Source organism: Streptococcus oralis subsp. oralis, assembly GCF_000960035.1.
Taxonomy (GTDB): Bacteria; Bacillota; Bacilli; order Lactobacillales; family Streptococcaceae; genus Streptococcus; species Streptococcus oralis_G.
On the sequence record NZ_JYGR01000005.1, the window covers coordinates 617,974 to 636,358 of the forward strand.

The 18,385-nt window shown below is 40.3% G+C and carries 14 protein-coding genes; 12 read left to right on the plus strand and 2 right to left on the minus strand.

Annotation, left to right across the window (positions count from 1 at the left end):
- Positions 1 to 76 precede the first annotated feature (76 nt).
- The 9 genes from ligA to TZ92_RS06300 all read left to right on the plus strand — a co-directional run bounded on the left by ligA (position 77) and on the right by TZ92_RS06300 (position 13,954).
- Complete coding sequence (ligA, locus tag TZ92_RS06260; RefSeq protein ID WP_033629727.1) at positions 77 to 2,035, plus strand: NAD-dependent DNA ligase LigA; 1,959 nt, start codon at positions 77 to 79, stop codon at positions 2,033 to 2,035.
- 156 nt (positions 2,036 to 2,191) lie between these two features.
- The gene (gene pulA, locus TZ92_RS06265; RefSeq protein WP_033629728.1) at positions 2,192 to 4,477 is read left to right on the plus strand and encodes a type I pullulanase; all 2,286 of its coding nucleotides are present in this window, start codon (positions 2,192 to 2,194) and stop codon (positions 4,475 to 4,477) included.
- 197 nt (positions 4,478 to 4,674) lie between these two features.
- On the plus strand, positions 4,675 to 6,099 hold the full coding sequence (locus TZ92_RS06270) for an NADP-dependent glyceraldehyde-3-phosphate dehydrogenase (protein WP_033629729.1): 1,425 nt from the start codon (positions 4,675 to 4,677) through the stop codon (positions 6,097 to 6,099).
- A gap of 271 nt (positions 6,100 to 6,370) precedes the next feature.
- Entirely contained in the window at positions 6,371 to 8,266 is a 1,896-nt protein-coding gene (glgB, locus tag TZ92_RS06275) for a 1,4-alpha-glucan branching protein GlgB (RefSeq protein ID WP_033629730.1), read from the plus strand.
- Between the two features lie 158 nt (positions 8,267 to 8,424).
- Entirely contained in the window at positions 8,425 to 9,567 is a 1,143-nt protein-coding gene (locus tag TZ92_RS06280; RefSeq protein ID WP_000787250.1) for a glucose-1-phosphate adenylyltransferase, read from the plus strand.
- A complete protein-coding gene (gene glgD, locus TZ92_RS06285) occupies positions 9,557 to 10,696 on the plus strand; it encodes a glucose-1-phosphate adenylyltransferase subunit GlgD (protein WP_033629731.1) in 1,140 nt (379 codons plus the stop codon). The genes TZ92_RS06280 and glgD overlap by 11 nt, the downstream gene beginning before the upstream one ends.
- A complete protein-coding gene (glgA, locus tag TZ92_RS06290) occupies positions 10,693 to 12,126 on the plus strand; it encodes a glycogen synthase GlgA (protein WP_033629732.1) in 1,434 nt (477 codons plus the stop codon). The genes glgD and glgA overlap by 4 nt, the downstream gene beginning before the upstream one ends.
- A gap of 58 nt (positions 12,127 to 12,184) precedes the next feature.
- Positions 12,185 to 12,829: a phosphoserine phosphatase SerB gene (serB, locus tag TZ92_RS06295; RefSeq protein ID WP_033629733.1), complete on the plus strand. Its 645-nt coding sequence runs from the start codon at positions 12,185 to 12,187 to the stop codon at positions 12,827 to 12,829.
- Between the two features lie 9 nt (positions 12,830 to 12,838).
- Positions 12,839 to 13,954, plus strand: a complete 1,116-nt coding sequence (locus TZ92_RS06300) for a glycerate kinase (protein WP_033629734.1) — start codon at positions 12,839 to 12,841, stop codon at positions 13,952 to 13,954.
- Here TZ92_RS06300 and TZ92_RS06305 read toward each other — a convergent pair.
- Positions 13,951 to 14,397 carry a DUF1694 domain-containing protein gene (locus TZ92_RS06305; RefSeq protein WP_033629735.1) on the minus strand — a complete coding sequence of 149 codons (447 nt, stop codon included), beginning with the start codon at positions 14,395 to 14,397 and terminating at the stop codon, positions 13,951 to 13,953. The genes TZ92_RS06300 and TZ92_RS06305 overlap by 4 nt on opposite strands.
- A 74-nt stretch (positions 14,398 to 14,471) precedes the next feature.
- Entirely contained in the window at positions 14,472 to 14,942 is a 471-nt protein-coding gene (locus TZ92_RS06310; protein ID WP_033629736.1) for a hypothetical protein, read from the minus strand.
- A gap of 374 nt (positions 14,943 to 15,316) precedes the next feature.
- Here TZ92_RS06310 and eno point away from each other — a divergent pair, with 374 nt between their 5' ends.
- The 3 genes from eno to TZ92_RS06325 all read left to right on the plus strand — a co-directional run bounded on the left by eno (position 15,317) and on the right by TZ92_RS06325 (position 18,281).
- Positions 15,317 to 16,621, plus strand: coding sequence for a surface-displayed alpha-enolase (eno, locus tag TZ92_RS06315; protein ID WP_000022821.1), 1,305 nt, complete (start codon positions 15,317 to 15,319; stop codon positions 16,619 to 16,621).
- A gap of 126 nt (positions 16,622 to 16,747) precedes the next feature.
- Positions 16,748 to 17,242, plus strand: a complete 495-nt coding sequence (locus tag TZ92_RS06320) for a YkgJ family cysteine cluster protein (RefSeq protein ID WP_000031476.1) — start codon at positions 16,748 to 16,750, stop codon at positions 17,240 to 17,242.
- A 202-nt stretch (positions 17,243 to 17,444) separates the two neighbouring features.
- A complete protein-coding gene (locus TZ92_RS06325) occupies positions 17,445 to 18,281 on the plus strand; it encodes an AraC family transcriptional regulator (RefSeq protein ID WP_033629737.1) in 837 nt (278 codons plus the stop codon).
- Positions 18,282 to 18,385: the final 104 nt, after the last annotated feature.

Below are 18,385 nucleotides of genomic sequence, written 5' to 3' on the forward strand. Positions count from 1 at the left end.
GAAAATATTACACTACAAACCATTTTTCAGTCCTTCTCTATTGTGAGGAGGGCTTGCTTTGTGGTAAAATGGGATTATGAATGAAAGAATGAATGAGTTAGTTGCCTTACTTAACCGCTATGCGACCGAGTACTATACGAGTGACAATCCCTCGGTTTCAGATAGTGAGTATGATCGCCTCTACCGAGAGTTGGTCGAATTGGAAGCCGCCTATCCGGATCAAGTTTTAGCGGACAGTCCGACCCATCGTGTTGGTGGTAAGGTTTTAGACGGTTTTGAAAAATACAGTCATCAGTATCCTCTTTATAGTTTGCAGGATGCTTTTTCACGTGAAGAGTTAGAAGCTTTTGATGCGCGTGTGCGAAAAGAATTACCCCAACCGACCTATATTTGTGAGCTGAAAATCGATGGTTTGTCTATCTCGCTTACGTATGAAAAAGGGATTTTGGTTGTTGGTGCCACACGTGGGGATGGGTCTGTTGGTGAAAATATCACAGAGAACCTCAAGCGTGTCAAGGACATTCCTTTGACCTTGCCAGAAGAACTAGATATCACCGTTCGTGGAGAGTGTTACATGCCACGCGCTTCGTTTGATCAAGTAAACCAAGCTCGCCAAGAAAATGGGGAGCCTGAATTTGCCAATCCTCGTAACGCAGCTGCAGGAACCCTCCGTCAGTTGGATACAGCAGTAGTGGCCAAGCGTAATCTTGCAACTTTCCTCTATCAAGAAGCAAGCCCTTCTACTCGTGATAGCCAAGAAAAAGTCTTGAAGCATCTTGAACAACTTGGTTTTGTAGTTAATCCTAAACGAATATTGGCTAAAAGTATAGATGAGATATGGGATTTCATCCAAGAAGTAGGACAAGAACGGGATAATTTACCTTATGACATTGATGGGGTGGTCATCAAGGTCAATGACTTAGCAGGTCAAGAAGAACTCGGTTTTACAGTTAAAGCGCCTAAGTGGGCAGTGGCTTATAAATTTCCTGCTGAGGAAAAAGAAGCTCAACTCCTTTCAGTTGACTGGACAGTAGGTCGTACGGGTGTTGTGACACCGACTGCTAATCTAACACCTGTTCAGCTTGCTGGGACAACTGTTAGCCGTGCAACCCTTCATAACGTAGATTATATTGCTGAAAAGGATATCCGCAAAGACGATACGGTTATCGTTTATAAGGCTGGAGATATCATCCCTGCTGTTTTGCGTGTGGTAGAGTCCAAGCGTGTTTCTGAAGAAAAACTAGATATTCCGACTAACTGTCCCAGTTGTGATAGCCAGTTGCTTCATTTTGAAGATGAAGTGGCTCTTCGTTGTATCAATCCTCGCTGTCCAGCTCAAATCATGGAAGGTTTGATTCACTTTGCCTCTCGAGATGCCATGAATATAACAGGGCTTGGTCCTTCCATAGTTGAGAAACTCTTCGCTGCTAATCTAGTCAAGGATGTAGCAGATATTTACCGTTTGAAAGAAGACGATTTCCTCCTTTTAGAAGGTGTCAAGGAAAAGTCTGCGTCAAAACTGTATCAGGCTATTCAAGCATCTAAGGAAAACTCAGCTGAAAAACTCTTGTTTGGTCTGGGAATTCGCCATGTCGGAAGCAAGGCTAGCCAACTCTTGCTCCAACATTTCCACTCTATTGAAAATCTAGCCCAAGCTGGTCCAGAGGAAGTAGCAAGTATCGAGAGCTTGGGTAGTGTAATTGCACAAAGCCTTCAGACTTATTTTGCAACAGAAGGATCGAAGATTATCTTAGACGAGTTGAAAGAAGCTGGTGTAAATCTGGACTACAAAGGACAGACAGTAGTGGCAGATGCGGCCTTGTCAGGTTTGACCGTTGTGCTAACGGGGAAATTGGAACGTCTCACGCGCTCTGAAGCCAAAAGTAAGCTCGAAAGTCTGGGTGCCAAAGTCACAGGCAGTGTATCTAAGAAAACGAATCTTGTCGTAGCAGGAGCAGATGCAGGAAGCAAGCTCCAAAAAGCACAGGAGCTTGGTATCGAAGTTCGAGATGAGGCCTGGCTAGAAAGTTTGTAAAGAATAGTTGATAACTAGATGTCAGATAGTCTGGAACTATCTCTCCTGATGTGTTTTTATATCTATTAAAACTATTCTCTATTGTGCTGAAATTCCCGCTAAATTCTTCAGCATGACTTTAAAAATTAAAATTGAAATTAGGAATTAGGAAAAGAAATGTATAGATACCCAGTAGTCATCCATTTTCACCGAAAAAATGGGGATTATGCCGCTTGTTCATTCAGTAGAAAACAAGCAGATGTTAAAGAAAATTTGTATTATGAAAATGATTATTTTGGAGCAAAATTCTCCTTTACAGTCACAAGTGAAGAAAGACTCGATACTTTAACCTTTTCTGTCGAAATAGATGGAAAGACAAAAGACTATCTCCTACGGTTTAACTATTATCCGCTGTTGACTGAGGTTTGGATTTTAGAGGGTGACGAGACGGTTTATTATTCTGAAAATCCAGCCATTGCTAGTCCTTACTACAAAGATCAAAATCCATTTGCTTTTGATAAAGCAATCCATAGCGCTAGCTACGATCACCACTGGGGCTACCAAGGAGAACTAGGTTGCAGCCTTTCAGATTATCAGACAAGCTTTAAACTTTGGGCTCCTACAGCTACAGCTGTACAGGTGGTTGTCTATGAAAATACCAGCAACGATGCTCCGATTTGGAAAACCTATAATCTAGAGCGTGGGAATAGCTATTCATATAGTCATAAGTACAATACCATTGGTGTTTGGAGTCTAGATTTAGATGAGAATCTTGCTGGTAAGGCTTATCAGTATCAGATTGAATTCCCTCATCACAAGAGTTTGACAAGAGATCCTTATACAATTGCAACCAGTCCTGACGGAAAACGTTCTGTTATTCTCTCACACAAAGAGAGACAAGTAGAGGGATTTGAAGTCAAACATGGGACAGAAGCTTCTTGGCGTTTGGAAAATCCATGTAAAGCCGTTATCTGTGAAATGCATATCCGAGATTTGACCAAATCTCCAACATCTGGAGTGGCAGAGCATCTCCGTGGAACCTTCCTTGGGGCTGCGCAGACAGGAACGACTAACCAATTCGGACAAGCAACCTCCTTTGACTATATCAAAGAACTTGGTTGCAACTATGTTCAACTTCAACCAATCTTTGATCGCCATAAGGAATACGACGAGGATGGAAATGTAACCTATAACTGGGGCTATGATCCTCAAAACTACAATGCTCCAGAACCAACCTTCTCTAGCAATCCAGATGATCCAGGACAAGTCGTTCGTGATCTAAAAACCATGGTTCAGGCCTATCATGATGCAGGAATTGGTGTCATCATGGACGTGGTTTATAATCACACCTTCTCAACGGTTGATGCACCTTTCCAAACAACTGTACCAGATTATTACTACCGCATGAACCGTGATGGAACCTTCCAAAACGGCACAGGTGTTGGAAATGAAACCGCAAGCGAACACGAAATGTACCGCAAGTATATGATTGACTCACTCCTTTATTGGGTGAAAGAATACAATATTGACGGTTTCCGTTTCGACTTGATGGGAATTCACGATGTCAAAACCATGCAGGCAATTCGTTGGGCGCTTGATGAAGTTGATCCACGTATTATCACTTACGGAGAAGGTTGGGATATGGGGACTGGTCTTGCACCTTATGACAAGGCCAAGAAGGACAATGCCTACCAGATGCCAAATATTGGATTCTTCAACGATGATCAGCGTGATGCCATCAAAGGAGGAGAAGTTTATGGCTCAATCAAGGCAGGATTTGTTAGCGGTGCAGCTACAGAACCAATTGTAGCCAAAGCTATTCTTGGTAGCCGAGAGTTGGGCTCATATCTTAGTCCAAACCAAGTTCTTAACTATGTGGAGGCCCATGATAATTACAATTTGCATGATTTGTTAGTAACCCTTCATCCAGATCACAGTTCAGATAAGATTATGCGTCAGGTTGAGACTGCAACAGCGATGAGCATTCTCATGCAAGGGATGTCCTTTATAGAGCTGGGGCAAGAATTTGGTCGTACCAAACTCTTTGCTACTGGAGAAAATGGCGAGCTGACTGCGGCAGATAGAGAACGGGCCATGAACAGCTACAATGCTCCAGATAGTGTCAACCAGGTCAACTGGGATTTAATCAATGAGAGACAAGAAAGCATTGACTTTATTCGCCAGATTATTCGCGTAAAAACACAAACACGTGCTTTCTCTTATCCTACATACGAAGAAGTTTATCGTCATGTCTTCGTCCATACAGCTGCTGAAAATAGTGGATGGATTGTTTACGAAATTCACGGTGGAGCAGAGCACTTATTGGTGGTATTCAATGCTAAGGGAACTTCCTTCTACTTTGAAAATGCGGGAAATCTTGAAATGCTGGTGTCCAATAGTCGTTCTAAAGAGTCTAATGTGATTGATGATATCAGCGTTGCACTCTTGAAGGTACTTTCATAGTAAATGCAGCAAAAAGGTTTAGTTAAAACTAGACCTTTTTTGATTTTTATTTAAAAACCAATATCTAATAGGAATAAATTTCAAATAATTTGAAGAATCAAGTTTGTGAAAAAAATATCAATATTTTCCAAAAAGGGGTTGTAATTTTCTGAAAATTTGATAAAATAAGTTTTAATCATTTTCAGGAGGAAGAGAATTTGACACATTATCAGAATTTAGTGAATGGAAAATGGAAATCATCAGAGAATGAAATTGCCATCTATTCTCCCATCAATCAAGAAAAGCTGGGTACAGTACCTGCTATGAGTCAGGCTGAAGTAGATGAGGCTATGAAAGCTGCGCGTGCAGCTCTCCCAGCATGGCGTGATTTAGCACCCGTTGAGCGTGCAGCCTATTTGCATAAGACAGCAGACATTTTGGAACGTGATAAAGAAAAAATTGGTACCATTCTTGCCAAAGAGGTTGCAAAAGGGATTAAAGCAGCCATTGGAGAAGTAGTACGTACAGCAGAATTGATTCGTTTTGCTGCTGAGGAAGGCCTCCGTATCACTGGACAAGCTATGGAAGGTGGGGGTTTTGAAGCTGCAAGTAAAAATAAACTAGCCGTTGTCCGTCGTGAGCCAGTTGGAGTCGTCCTAGCTATTGCACCATTTAACTATCCAGTCAACCTTTCTGGATCTAAGATTGCTCCGGCTTTGATTGCAGGAAATGTCGTTATGTTCAAACCACCAACACAAGGATCTATTTCTGGTCTCTTGCTGGCTAAAGCATTTGACGAAGCAGGAATCCCAGCAGGTGTCTTTAACACCATCACTGGACGTGGTTCTGAGATCGGAGACTACATCATCGAACACAAGGAAGTGAACTTCATTAACTTTACAGGTTCAACACCGATTGGGGAGCGTATTGGTCGTTTAGCTGGTATGCGCCCGATTATGCTGGAGCTTGGTGGAAAAGATGCAGCAATTGTTTTAGAAGATGCAGATTTAGAAAATGCAGCTAAGCAAATCGTAGGTGGTGCTTTTAGCTACTCTGGTCAGCGTTGTACTGCTATCAAACGTGTTTTGGTTGTGGAAAGCGTAGCAGACAGATTGGCTGAATTGCTCCAAGCCGAAGTTGCTAAGCTAACGGTCGGTGATCCATTTGACAATGCAGATATCACACCTGTTATTGATAATGCTTCAGCTGATTTCATCTGGGGATTGATTGAAGACGCTCAAGAAAAGGGTGCTAAAGCGCTCAGCCCAATCAAACGTGAGAATAATCTCATTTGGCCAGGACTTTTTGATTATGTCACAAGAGACATGAAATTAGCCTGGGAAGAACCATTTGGACCTGTTCTCCCAATTATTCGAGTTGCAGATGCCAATGAAGCACTTGAAATTGCTAATGAATCAGAATTCGGTCTTCAATCTTCAGTCTTTACAAATGACTTTAAGAAGGCATTTGAAATTGCTGAGAAACTTGAAGTTGGTACCGTTCATATTAATAATAAAACACAACGTGGACCAGATAATTTCCCATTCCTTGGTGTAAAAGGTTCTGGTGCAGGAGTGCAAGGAATTAAATATAGTATCGAAGCGATGACAAATGTTAAATCCATTGTTTTTGATGTGAGATAATTTATAAAATCAGGAAAATAACTTCCTGGTTTTATTTTTTTAAAAAAATACAGTAGAAAATTGATAAAAAACGAATATTCTGGTATTATAATAAAAAAATATATGGAAATTGTTTCGTGTTCTATTTTCTGGATATCTTTTTTAAAATGCTAGGTAATTTTTTGAAGACTTTCATAAAAAAATATGATTTCCTTCGTAAATTACTTGAAAGTTATCTTAAAAGAGTGTATAATATAATTATAGAAAACGCTTACAAAAGAAAGGGGATTGAATGAATAATCAAGAAGCATTAAGAACCTTTACTACAGGTGAGAACTTTCACCTCCAGCATTATTTAGGAGCGCATAGAGAGGAGAAAAACGGAGAAATAGGCTATACCTTTAGGGTTTGGGCCCCAAATGCACAAGCAGTTCATCTAGTTGGTGATTTTACCGATTGGGTTGAGAATCAGATTCCCATGGTTCGTAATGAAGCAGGTGTTTGGGAAGTCTTTACGAGTCAAGCTCAGGAAGGTCAGATTTATAAATATCATATCACGCGTGCAAATGGTCACCAGATTATGAAGATCGATCCGTTGGCAGTTTATTTTGAAGCTAGACCGGGTACAGGAGCTGTTTTGACCAATATCCGTGAAAAGAAATGGAAAGATGGCCTTTGGCTAGCACGTCGCAAACGTCTGGGATTTTTCGAGAGACCAGTTAATATATATGAAGCCCATGCAGGATCTTGGAAGAGAAATCCAGATGGAAGTCCCTATACTTTTTCGCAACTGAAAGACGAGTTGATTCCATACTTAGTTGAGATGAACTATACACATATTGAGTTCATGCCTTTAATGGCTCACCCGCTTGGATTGAGCTGGGGCTATCAACTTATGGGTTACTTTGCTTTTGAACATTCCTATGGTACACCTGAGGAATTCCAAGATTTCGTTGAAGAGTGTCATATAAATAATATCGGTGTTATCGTCGACTGGGTTCCAGGTCATTTCACTATTAATGATGATGCATTGGCATATTATGACGGTACACCAACTTTTGAATACCAAGACCACAACAAGGCTCATAACTACGGTTGGGGTGCTCTGAATTTTGACCTCGGGAAAAATGAGGTCCAGTCTTTCCTGATTTCAAGTATTAAATTTTGGATTGATTTTTACCACTTAGATGGTATTCGGGTCGATGCAGTGAGCAATATGCTGTATCTAGATTATGATAATGCTCCTTGGACTCCAAATAAGGACGGCGGAAACCTTAACTATGAAGGTTATTATTTCCTTCAACGTTTGAACACAGTGATTAAGTTAGCTCATCCAGATATCATGATGATTGCAGAAGAAAGTTCATCAGCGACAAAGATTACTGGTATGAAAGAAATGGGCGGCCTTGGCTTTGACTATAAATGGAATATGGGCTGGATGAACGACATTCTCCGTTTCTACGAGGAAGATCCGATTTATCGTAAGTATGACTTTAATCTTGTGACTTTCAGCTTTATGTATGTTTTCAATGAAAACTATCTCCTACCTTTCTCACACGATGAAGTGGTTCATGGCAAAAAGAGTATGATGCATAAGATGTGGGGAGATCGCTACAATCAGTTCGCTGGTCTACGTAATCTCTACACCTATCAAATTTGTCATCCAGGTAAGAAACTCTTGTTCATGGGTAGTGAATACGGGCAATTCCTAGAATGGAAGTCTGAGGAGCAGTTGGAGTGGTCTAATCTAGAAGATCCGATGAATGCCAAGATGAAGCATTTCACTTCACAACTAAATCAATTCTATAAAGAGCATCGTTGTCTTTGGGAAATTGATACTAGTTATGATGGTATCGAGATTATCGATGCTGATAATAGAGATCAGAGTGTCCTTTCCTTTATTCGTAAGGGCAAGAAGGACGAAATGTTAGTCTGTGTCTTTAACATGGCACCAGTTGAACGTAAGGACTTTACGATTGGTTTACCTGTTGCGGGTATTTACGAAGAAGTTTGGAATACAGAGCTGGAAGAATGGGGAGGTGTGTGGAAAGAGCACAATCAAACAGTTCAGACTCAAGAAGGTTTATGGAAGGATTATGAGCAGACTTTGACCTTTACCTTGCCTGCCATGGGAGCAAGTATCTGGAAGATTAAACGTCGTTTGAAACCAGCTAAGAAAAAAGAATAATGAGCTGTTGATTATAATTTTTTAGATTTTAAAAACGGATGTACTTGTATTGGACTTGAAACACAAGAGAAATGGATTTCCTATTATTTTTATAAAAAGTTTGACTTCCGACCTTCTTTCGATTTTAACGTTCATATGACTTTATAAAGGAGTAGAAAATGAAGAATGAAATGCTAGCTTTGATCCTTGCGGGTGGGCAAGGAACACGTCTCGGAAAACTCACTCAAAGCATTGCCAAACCGGCAGTACAATTCGGTGGGCGCTACCGTATCATTGACTTTGCTCTTTCCAACTGTGCAAACTCTGGAATCCATAATGTTGGTGTGATTACGCAGTACCAACCTCTCGCTTTGAATAACCATATCGGAAATGGTTCTAGCTGGGGATTGGATGGTATCAATTCAGGTGTCTCTATTTTACAACCTTATTCAGCCAGCGAAGGAAACCGTTGGTTTGAAGGGACTAGTCACGCTATCTACCAAAACATTGACTACATCGACAGTGTTAATCCTGAGTATGTTTTGATTCTTTCTGGTGACCACATCTACAAGATGGACTACGATGATATGCTTCAGTCCCACAAGGATAACAATGCCAGTTTGACAGTAGCTGTCCTAGACGTACCTCTCAAAGAAGCTAGCCGTTTTGGTATCATGAATACAGATGCCAATAATCGTATCGTTGAATTCGAAGAAAAACCTGCTCAACCTAAGTCTACAAAGGCTTCTATGGGGATTTATATTTTTGACTGGAAACGACTTCGCAATATGCTTGTTGCTGCTGAAAAGAGCAATGTGGATATGTCAGACTTTGGGAAGAACGTTATCCCTAACTATCTCGAGTCTGGTGAAAGTGTCTATGCTTATGAATTTAATGGCTACTGGAAAGACGTTGGTACAATTGAGTCACTTTGGGAAGCCAATATGGAGTACATTTCACCAGAAAACGCCTTGGATAGTCGCAATCGTCAGTGGAAAATTTATTCAAGAAACTTGATCTCACCACCAAACTACTTTGGTGCGCATGCACATGTTGAGGATTCATTGGTCGTAGATGGATGTTTTGTAGATGGAACGGTTAAACGTTCGATTCTTTCAACAGAAGCACAAGTACGTGAAGGTGCTGAGGTCGTTGATTCCGTTATCATGAGTGGGGCTATTATTGGCCATGGAGCAAAGATTACCCGTGCTATTATCGGTGAGGGTGCCATTATTGCTGACGGCGTAGAAATTGACGGAACGGATGAAGTACAAGTAGTAGGATACAATGAAGTAGTGGGGGTAGCAACAGATGAAGATTGATAAATATTCAGCCATTTTGGGAAACACGGTTGGTTTTCATGATATGTCAACGTTAACAGAACACCGTCCGGTAGCTAGCTTGCCTTTCGGTGGGAAATACCGTTTGATTGACTTCCCCCTTTCCAGTCTTGCAAATGCAGGTGTTCGTAGTATCTTTGGTATTTTCCAACAAGATAATATCAGCTCAGTATTCGACCATATCCGTTCAGGTCGTGAGTGGGGCTTGTCCACCCTTCTAAGTCACTACTATCTAGGAATTTACAATACTCGTGTTGAAAGCAGTACAGTTGGAAAAGAGTATTACCAACAACTTCTTACCTACTTGAGACGTTCAGGTTCAAACCAGACCGTTTCGATTAACTGCGATGTGCTGGTGAATATTGACTTGAATCAAGTCTTCCACCTACACAATACAACGAAAGGTCCGATTACAGTTGTATATAAGAAACTTCCGAAGAAAGACATTTCAGATGTGAATGCTATCTTGGAAATTGATGAAACTGACCATGTTCGTTCGCACAAACTCTTTGATAATAAATCTACGGATGAACTCTTCAACATGTCTACAGATATCTTTGTTGTGGATACTCCTTGGTTGATTGAACGACTTGAAGAAGAGGCTCAGAAAGAATATCCTGAAAAGTTGCGCTATGTTCTCCGTGATTTAGCTGCAAAAGAAGGAGCTTTTGCTTACGAATACACAGGCTACTTAGCGAACATTCATTCTGTTCAGTCCTATTATCAAGCAAACATCGATATGCTTGAATCTAAAAAATTCTACTCTCTTTTCTCACCAAATCAAAAGATTTATACAAAAGTTAAGAATGAAGAACCAACCTACTATGCGAATACTTCAAAAGTAAGTACTTCTCAGTTTGCTTCTGGTAGTATCATTGAGGGTGAGGTAGTTCAGTCAGTCCTATCTCGTAACATTTATGTTCACAAAGATAGTGTTGTGAAGAACAGCGTTCTGTTCCCTCGTGTTGTGATTGGTCAAGGTGCCCAAGTTGAATATGCTATCTTGGACAAGGGCGTTGAAGTTGCGGATGGTATTGTCATTCGAGGAACGGCAGAACATCCAGTTGTAGTGAAGAAGGGTGAAACAGTAACAGAGGACATTTATTCATGAAAATTTTATTTGTAGCGGCAGAAGGAGCACCCTTTTCAAAAACAGGTGGTTTGGGCGATGTCATTGGCGCACTTCCCAAATCACTTGTAAAAGCGGGGCACGAAGTTGCAGTTTTCTTGCCTTATTATGATATGGTAGAAGCTAAGTTCGGAGACCAGATAGAGGATGTTCTCCACTTTGAAGTTAGTGTAGGATGGCGTAGACAGTACTGTGGTATTAAGAAAACGGTCTTGAATGGTGTAACCTTCTACTTCATTGATAATCAGTATTATTTCTTCCGTGGTCATGTCTACGGTGATTTTGACGATGGTGAACGCTTTGCCTTTTTCCAACTGGCTGCTCTTGAAGCCATGGAGCGCATCGGCTTTATCCCTGACCTTCTCCATGTTCATGACTACCACACAGCCATGATTCCCTTTTTGTTAAAAGAAAAGTACCATTGGATTCAGGCATATCAAGGAATCAGAACCGTTTTAACCATTCACAATTTGGAATTCCAAGGTCAATTTTCTGAAGGAATGTTGTGGGATTTGTTTGGTGTTGGGTTTGAACGCTATGCTGATGGCACTCTTCGCTGGAATGATTGTCTTAACTGGATGAAAGCAGGGATTCTCTACGCAGATCGTGTATCAACCGTATCTCCTAGCTATGCGCATGAGATTATGACCAGTCAGTTCGGTTGTGGTTTGGATCAGATTCTTCGCATGGAGTCAGGTAAGGTTTCAGGTATTGTCAATGGTATTGACGCAGATCTCTATAATCCTCAAACAGACCCACTTTTAGACTATCATTTTGATAAGGAAGATTTGTCTGGAAAAGCGCAAAACAAAGCAAAATTGCAAGAGAGAGTTGGTCTACCTGTGCGAGCAGATGTTCCTCTAGTTGGGATTGTCTCTCGTTTGACACGCCAAAAAGGTTTTGATGTTGTTGTAGAAAGCTTGCATCGTTTCTTACAGGAGGACGTTCAAATAGTCCTTTTAGGAACAGGTGACCCAGCTTTTGAACATTCCTTCTCTTGGTTTGCTCAAGTCTATCCAGACAAGCTATCAGCAAATATCACTTTTGATGTCAAACTTGCTCAAGAAATCTACGCAGCTTGTGATCTCTTCCTCATGCCAAGTCGTTTTGAACCATGCGGCTTGTCTCAAATGATGGCGATGCGCTATGGAACTCTACCATTGGTTCATGAGGTTGGTGGTTTGCGTGATACAGTTCAATCCTTCAATCCGATCGAAGGAACTGGAACTGGATTTAGCTTTGATAATTTAACACCATACTGGCTTAACTGGAGTTTCCAAACAGCCTTGGATGTTTATAAGTACCAGCCGGACGTTTGGAGAAATCTACAAAAAAAAGCTATGGAATGTGATTTTTCATGGGATACAGCCTGCAAATCTTACCTTGACTTGTACCATAGTTTAGTCAACTAATAGATAAAATCGTATGATTCTTTCATACGATTTTTGGACTGTTTAGAAAGGAAAGTTTATGTCTCAAGTAAAAGGCTTGTGTGTCATGGATGTTGACGGCACCCTGATAGCAGAAGAAGTGATTGATCTTTTAGGAAAAGAAGCAGGTTGCGAAGAAGAAATATCGCAGATTACAAGCCAAGCAATGCGAGGCGAACTGGACTTTGAAACAAGCTTACGAGCGAGAGTGACTTTGTTAAAAGGTCTTCCGGTCTCGGTTTTTGATACTGTCTTCAAATCCATCCATCTGTCCAAGAATGCTCAAGAATTTATCTCCATACTTCAAAAGAAGGGCATTCTAGTCGGTCTAGTGTCTGGTGGATTTGCACCAATAGTTGAGAGATTAGCAGAATCCCTTGGTATCTCCTATTTCTCTGCCAACCAGTTGGAAATCAAAGACGGTTTTTTAACTGGAAAATTAGTTGGTGAAATTGTGACAGGTCAAGTAAAAAAAGCTACTCTTGAGAAATGGAGAAAGAAATTAGAACTTCCCAAAGAAAGAACGATTGCCATCGGTGATGGGGCTAATGACCTCTTGATGTTAAAGTCAGCAGGTCATGGAATAGCCTTTTGTGCCAAAGATGTCGTAAAAGCAGAGATAGCTTGTCATGTAGATACGAGAGATCTTTTAGAAGTTCTACCTTTGATTGATTTCTTAGAATGAGAGGGAACTATGAAAATTGTAATCGCACCTGATTCTTTTAAAGAAAGTTTGACGGCAGAAGAGGTCGCCAAAGCTATAAAAAGGGGTTTTGAACAGTCAATAGCAGATGTAGAATGTCTGCTTTGCCCTGTAGGTGATGGTGGGGAAGGAACTGTAGATGCTATTCGACATTCTCTTGAACTAGAAGAAAAATGGTTCCAAGTGACAGGACCTTTTGGCCTAAAAGAAGCCATGCACTACTTTTATAAAGATCAAATAGCGCTCTTTGAAGTTGCTGACTTGGTTGGTCTTGGAAAGATTCCGCGGGAGAAACGAAACCCTCTTCACATCCAAACCAGAGGTATCGGAGAGTTGATTCGCCATCTCATTGATCTTGGAATGAAAGAAATCTATATCGGTGTAGGTGGTACGGCAAGTAATGATGGTGGAATTGGCATTGCAGCTGCTTTGGGTTATCACTTTTATGATAAGAATGGAAAAGAATTGCCAGCTTGTGGTCAGACTTTGCTTGAGTTCAAGTCAGTTTCAGACAGTGAGTTGTATAGGATTCCTGAAGATGTGAAAATCCGCATTTTAGCAGATGTCGTGAGCCCTCTATGTGGTCATCAAGGAGCGACCTATACATTTGGAAAACAAAAGGGCTTGGATCCTGCATTGTTTGAGACAGTAGATTTGGCTATCCAGCGGTTCTATGAAAAATTTTCACCATCAACCCTCTCTCTTAAAGGAGCAGGAGCCGGCGGTGGGATTGCGGCTGGGCTCTGTGCCTTTGCTGAGGCCACTATCGTATCTGGGATTGACACTTGCTTAGATTTGATTGACTTTGACAAGAAGGTTGCAGGGGCCGACTTGGTTATCGTTGGAGAAGGTAGACTGGACAGTCAAAGCTTTGTTGGAAAAGCTCCTATCGGTGTAGCAAAAAGAACTCCTGAAGGAGTTCCAGTTATCGCTATTTGTGGTAGTCTTTCCGAGGATTTACCTTCCCTACCATTCGAAAATATACAAGCAGCCTTTTCTATTTTAGAGAAAAGTGAACCTTTGGAAGAGAGTCTGAAAAAAGCAAGCCTCTATTTGGAGCACACAGCTACTAATATTGGTCGTTTATTAAATATGAGAAATCATTAACCAAACCATTTCTTCCAGATGGATTTTCTAGGGGCCTCTACCTTTTTCTCCTCCCAAAGACTTGAAAATGCAAGTCTAAGGTCCTTTTCGTCTACTTGAACAGGTTCATTTGTATGAATGACAAGACCGAAAGGAGAGGTGATATGATCGTCTGAAACAATAGTCGCCTGACAGTTGGTTTCCTTTGCTTGTTTTAAGTAAAAGACCTGTTTGTCAAACTCGATATTTGGTGAAATCTTCACAAAAAGTGCCTCTACCTTTTCTTGAAAAACCTCTAAAATAGAGAAAAATCCATGTTCTAATTCAGGACTATTGGCAGTATTAATATCAGCGTAGCCAAGAACTCTTTCCTCAAAAGTGCCGAGATAGCGGCGTTGTTCGTCAGGGTTTAATTTCGGCCCACCATGAGCTTTTTCTAGTAGTTGTTTTGATAAATCTGTCATAGTTTGATTTTACCATAATTCAAGTTGAATTCCAAAATAAAATCTCCTTCAAAATATGAAAGAGATAAGATGATCTAGTTATTTTTCTTTACGTAATCTACAATGTCTGCAACTTTTTTATCAAGATCAGAAAATACAGTGAAATTTTTAGAAATCAAGTATTTATTAAGTTCTTCTTTGCTTGAACCTGTTTCAGAACTCCCATCTGCGTTATTAATTAAATATGAACCATTTGCATAGAGGATGACATTGTCATCAGAAGGAAGTTGAATGGTATAAGAGCCACCACTATCTTTTGAGACAAAACTACCGTCAGTACCATGGTACTGATAGGTCTTGTCGTTGTCAAGATAAATAATTGATGAACCGTCTTCTTGTAAAAATGTAAAATCTTTACCGTTTGTCCCAATTACACTACCATCAGTATAAGTAATAGTTGAAGTACCATCACTGTTTTTCTCTACAACCTTACTATTATTATTAGCACAGGCAGTAAGTAAAATAACTGATATAAATAAAGCAATTAATAAGAATTTCTTCTTCATTATTAGTCTCCTTAATATTTTTCTTATAGTATAGTATCAAATTTAACTCAATTTTTAAAGTGAATAAAGTATTTGATATGGAATTGTAAAATACTAACACTTGTGACATATATTTTAAATTACTTGTAAAATTAAAGGTAGAACTTGTTTAATCGACATAAATGAATTATTATTTTGATTAATATTAATAAAGGTTATAACGATTTCATATTCAAACAAGTTGATAATTTTAAGTGGATAAATAGGAAGTCGTGAAAGCGATTACTTTATAAAGTTAAGGAAAATTTGCACAAAGATAACGTTTTTTCTTGAAAAACGCTTATTTTTAAGGTATCATAGAGGTGTAAAAAATTTAACTCAAAGGAGAGTAAAAAATGTCAATTATTACTGATGTTTACGCTCGCGAAGTCCTAGACTCACGCGGTAACCCAACACTTGAAGTAGAAGTTTATACTGAATCAGGTGCTTTCGGACGTGGTATGGTTCCATCAGGAGCTTCTACTGGTGAACACGAAGCAGTTGAACTTCGCGACGGTGACAAATCTCGTTACGGTGGTCTTGGTACACAAAAAGCTGTTGACAACGTAAACAACATCATTGCTGAAGCAATCATCGGCTACGATGTACGTGACCAACAAGCTATCGACCGTGCTATGATCGCACTTGACGGTACTCCTAACAAAGGTAAATTGGGTGCAAACGCAATTCTTGGTGTGTCTATCGCTGTAGCTCGTGCTGCTGCTGACTACCTTGAAATCCCACTTTACAGCTACCTTGGTGGATTCAACACTAAAGTTCTTCCAACTCCAATGATGAACATCATCAACGGTGGTTCTCACTCTGACGCTCCAATCGCTTTCCAAGAATTCATGATTGTACCTGCTGGTGCACCATCATTCAAAGAAGCTCTTCGTTGGGGTGCTGAAATCTTCCACGCACTTAAGAAAATCCTTAAATCACGTGGTTTGGAAACAGCCGTAGGTGACGAAGGTGGATTCGCTCCTCGTTTCGAAGGAACTGAAGACGGTGTTGAAACTATCCTTGCTGCTATCGAAGCTGCTGGTTATGTTCCTGGTAAAGACGTATTTATCGGATTTGACTGTGCTTCATCAGAATTCTACGATAAAGAACGTAAAGTTTACGACTACACTAAATTCGAAGGTGAAGGTGCCGCTGTACGTACTGCTGCAGAACAAATCGACTACCTTGAAGAATTGGTAAACAAATACCCAATCATCACTATCGAAGATGGTATGGATGAAAACGACTGGGACGGTTGGAAAGCTCTTACTGAACGTCTTGGTGGTAAAGTTCAATTGGTTGGTGACGACTTCTTCGTAACAAACACTTCTTACCTTGAAAAAGGTATTGCAGAAGGTGCTGCTAACTCAATCCTTATCAAAGTTAACCAAATTGGTACACTTACTGAAACATTTGACGCTATCGAAATGGCGAAAGAAGCTGGTTACACTGCCGTTGTATCACACCGTTCAGGTGAAACTGAAGATTCAACAATTGCTGACATCGCAGTTGCAACAAACGCAGGACAAATCAAGACTGGTTCACTTTCACGTACAGACCGTATCGCTAAATACAACCAATTGCTTCGTATCGAAGATCAACTTGGTGAAGTAGCTGAATACCGTGGATTGAAATCATTCTACAACCTTAAAAAATAATCGTTGATTTAACAACGTTTCTAGCCCCTCGGATTTTATCCGAAGGGTTTTTTTCTGTTCAAGGGGATAAGAAAGGGGCAGAGTTTATGGTATAATAGACAAAAACACTTGTATTAGGAAGAAATTATGTCTAAAGAGATTGATATTGAGTATTACCACCAACTAGCACTGCAAAAGCAGAAGGAGCATCGTAAAGTTTTAGCTAATCTAAAGAAAAAGCCACCAAAGAATCTAGATAAGATTGCACAGCAGATTCACCAAGAAGTTTTTGCTGAGATAGATTGTACTGCCTGTGCCAACTGTTGCAAGACTTTGGGGCCCGACTTTAAAGAAGCAGATATCACCCGTATCGCTAAGTACTTTAAGATGAAATTACCAGCCTTTGAAGCAGAGTTTTTACAGGTGGATGAAGATGGGGACAAGGTTTTCAAATCCATGCCTTGCCCCTTTCTAGGAGGAGATAATCTCTGCTCCATCTATGACGTTCGTCCCAAGGCCTGTCGTGAATTCCCCCATACAGATCGTAAAAAAATCCATCAAATTAATCATTTGACGATTAAGAATACCTTGACCTGTCCAGCAGCATATCTCTTTGTTGAGAAATTAAAAGATAAGTTATAGAATTTACACCTTTAAATCTTGTCCAAAGATTCTAGGGTGGAAGTATCTTGTATTTGTTAGAATATAGATAGAATTGAACACGGACTAAAAGCTATGTGAAAAAGAAAAAATTACCTAGAATCAGAAGAACCAGCGTTAATTTTCCTATTTTCACCTTGCTTTTAACAACCTTTGTATCTTGTGGAGGTAAGAAAAGAAGAATATGATGCATCAATTCAATCAAACTATGGATTATTTGGAGCAGCAACTGACTGGAGAAGTGGATATGAAAAGATTTCAGCAGCTATCGGGCTATTCTTACCCTCTCTTTAGCAGGCTATTTTCTATCTTGGCAGATATGACATTAGCAGAATACTTGCGCAATCGCAGGCTATCAGAAGCTGTGACAGACTTGCGGGAAGGCTCTGAGAAAGTCATTGACATAGCACTGAAATACGGCTATGAGTCTGCTGACGCCTTCAGCGCAGCCTTCAAGAAATTCCATGGTGCGACCCCCTCAGAAGTTCGAAATGGAAAACCTTATCGGGTTTTTCCTAGACTTCAATTATCCTTAAAGATTACAGGAGGAAAGAACATGGATATCAAGATTCAAAAGAAGCCTGCATTTACCGTTGCAGGTGTCCTATTGGAAGCTATTGACAATAGCAAATGCCCGTCTGCTTGGGAGAATCTCTATAACAATCACAGCTTGGAAAGCCTAGAGAGTCTAGGCAGTGGCCAATCCTTCGGCATCTGTTCGGATGTCAAAGAAGGTGAAATCATCAACTATATGGCTGCTTATGATGTGACGGATAAAGCTAAAGCAGAAGAACTAGGTCTGTCCATCAAAGATGTCCCAGCCGCTGAATATGCTATCGTCCCAGTCAAAGGTCCTATACCAGCTAGCATTCACAATGCTTGGAAATATGTCTTGGAGGTCTTTTTCCCTGAAACAGGCTATCTCCACTCAGGAGCGCCAGACTTTGAAGTCTATACTGAAGGAGACATGTCGTCACCTGACTATCAAATGGAACTCTGGATACCAGTGATTAAGAACTAGAACATTTTCTTACTTTTTATAAAGATGCAAATCGAACTCTGTAGAAGATAGCTTTTACAGAGTTTTTCTTTCTTTGATTGCACGAATTTATGAGAAGAACAATA

Coding starts and splice junctions, on each gene's coding strand:
- ligA (WP_033629727.1), top strand. CDS start 77: ATGAATGAAAGAATGAATGAGTTAGTTGCCTTACTTAACCGCTATGCG.
- pulA (WP_033629728.1), top strand. CDS start 2,192: ATGTATAGATACCCAGTAGTCATCCATTTTCACCGAAAAAATGGGGAT.
- glgB (WP_033629730.1), top strand. CDS start 6,371: ATGAATAATCAAGAAGCATTAAGAACCTTTACTACAGGTGAGAACTTT.
- TZ92_RS06280 (WP_000787250.1), top strand. CDS start 8,425: ATGAAGAATGAAATGCTAGCTTTGATCCTTGCGGGTGGGCAAGGAACA.
- glgD (WP_033629731.1), top strand. CDS start 9,557: ATGAAGATTGATAAATATTCAGCCATTTTGGGAAACACGGTTGGTTTT.
- glgA (WP_033629732.1), top strand. CDS start 10,693: ATGAAAATTTTATTTGTAGCGGCAGAAGGAGCACCCTTTTCAAAAACA.
- serB (WP_033629733.1), top strand. CDS start 12,185: ATGTCTCAAGTAAAAGGCTTGTGTGTCATGGATGTTGACGGCACCCTG.
- TZ92_RS06300 (WP_033629734.1), top strand. CDS start 12,839: ATGAAAATTGTAATCGCACCTGATTCTTTTAAAGAAAGTTTGACGGCA.
- TZ92_RS06305 (WP_033629735.1), bottom strand. CDS start 14,397: ATGACAGATTTATCAAAACAACTACTAGAAAAAGCTCATGGTGGGCCG.
- TZ92_RS06310 (WP_033629736.1), bottom strand. CDS start 14,942: ATGAAGAAGAAATTCTTATTAATTGCTTTATTTATATCAGTTATTTTA.
- eno (WP_000022821.1), top strand. CDS start 15,317: ATGTCAATTATTACTGATGTTTACGCTCGCGAAGTCCTAGACTCACGC.
- TZ92_RS06320 (WP_000031476.1), top strand. CDS start 16,748: ATGTCTAAAGAGATTGATATTGAGTATTACCACCAACTAGCACTGCAA.
- TZ92_RS06325 (WP_033629737.1), top strand. CDS start 17,445: ATGATGCATCAATTCAATCAAACTATGGATTATTTGGAGCAGCAACTG.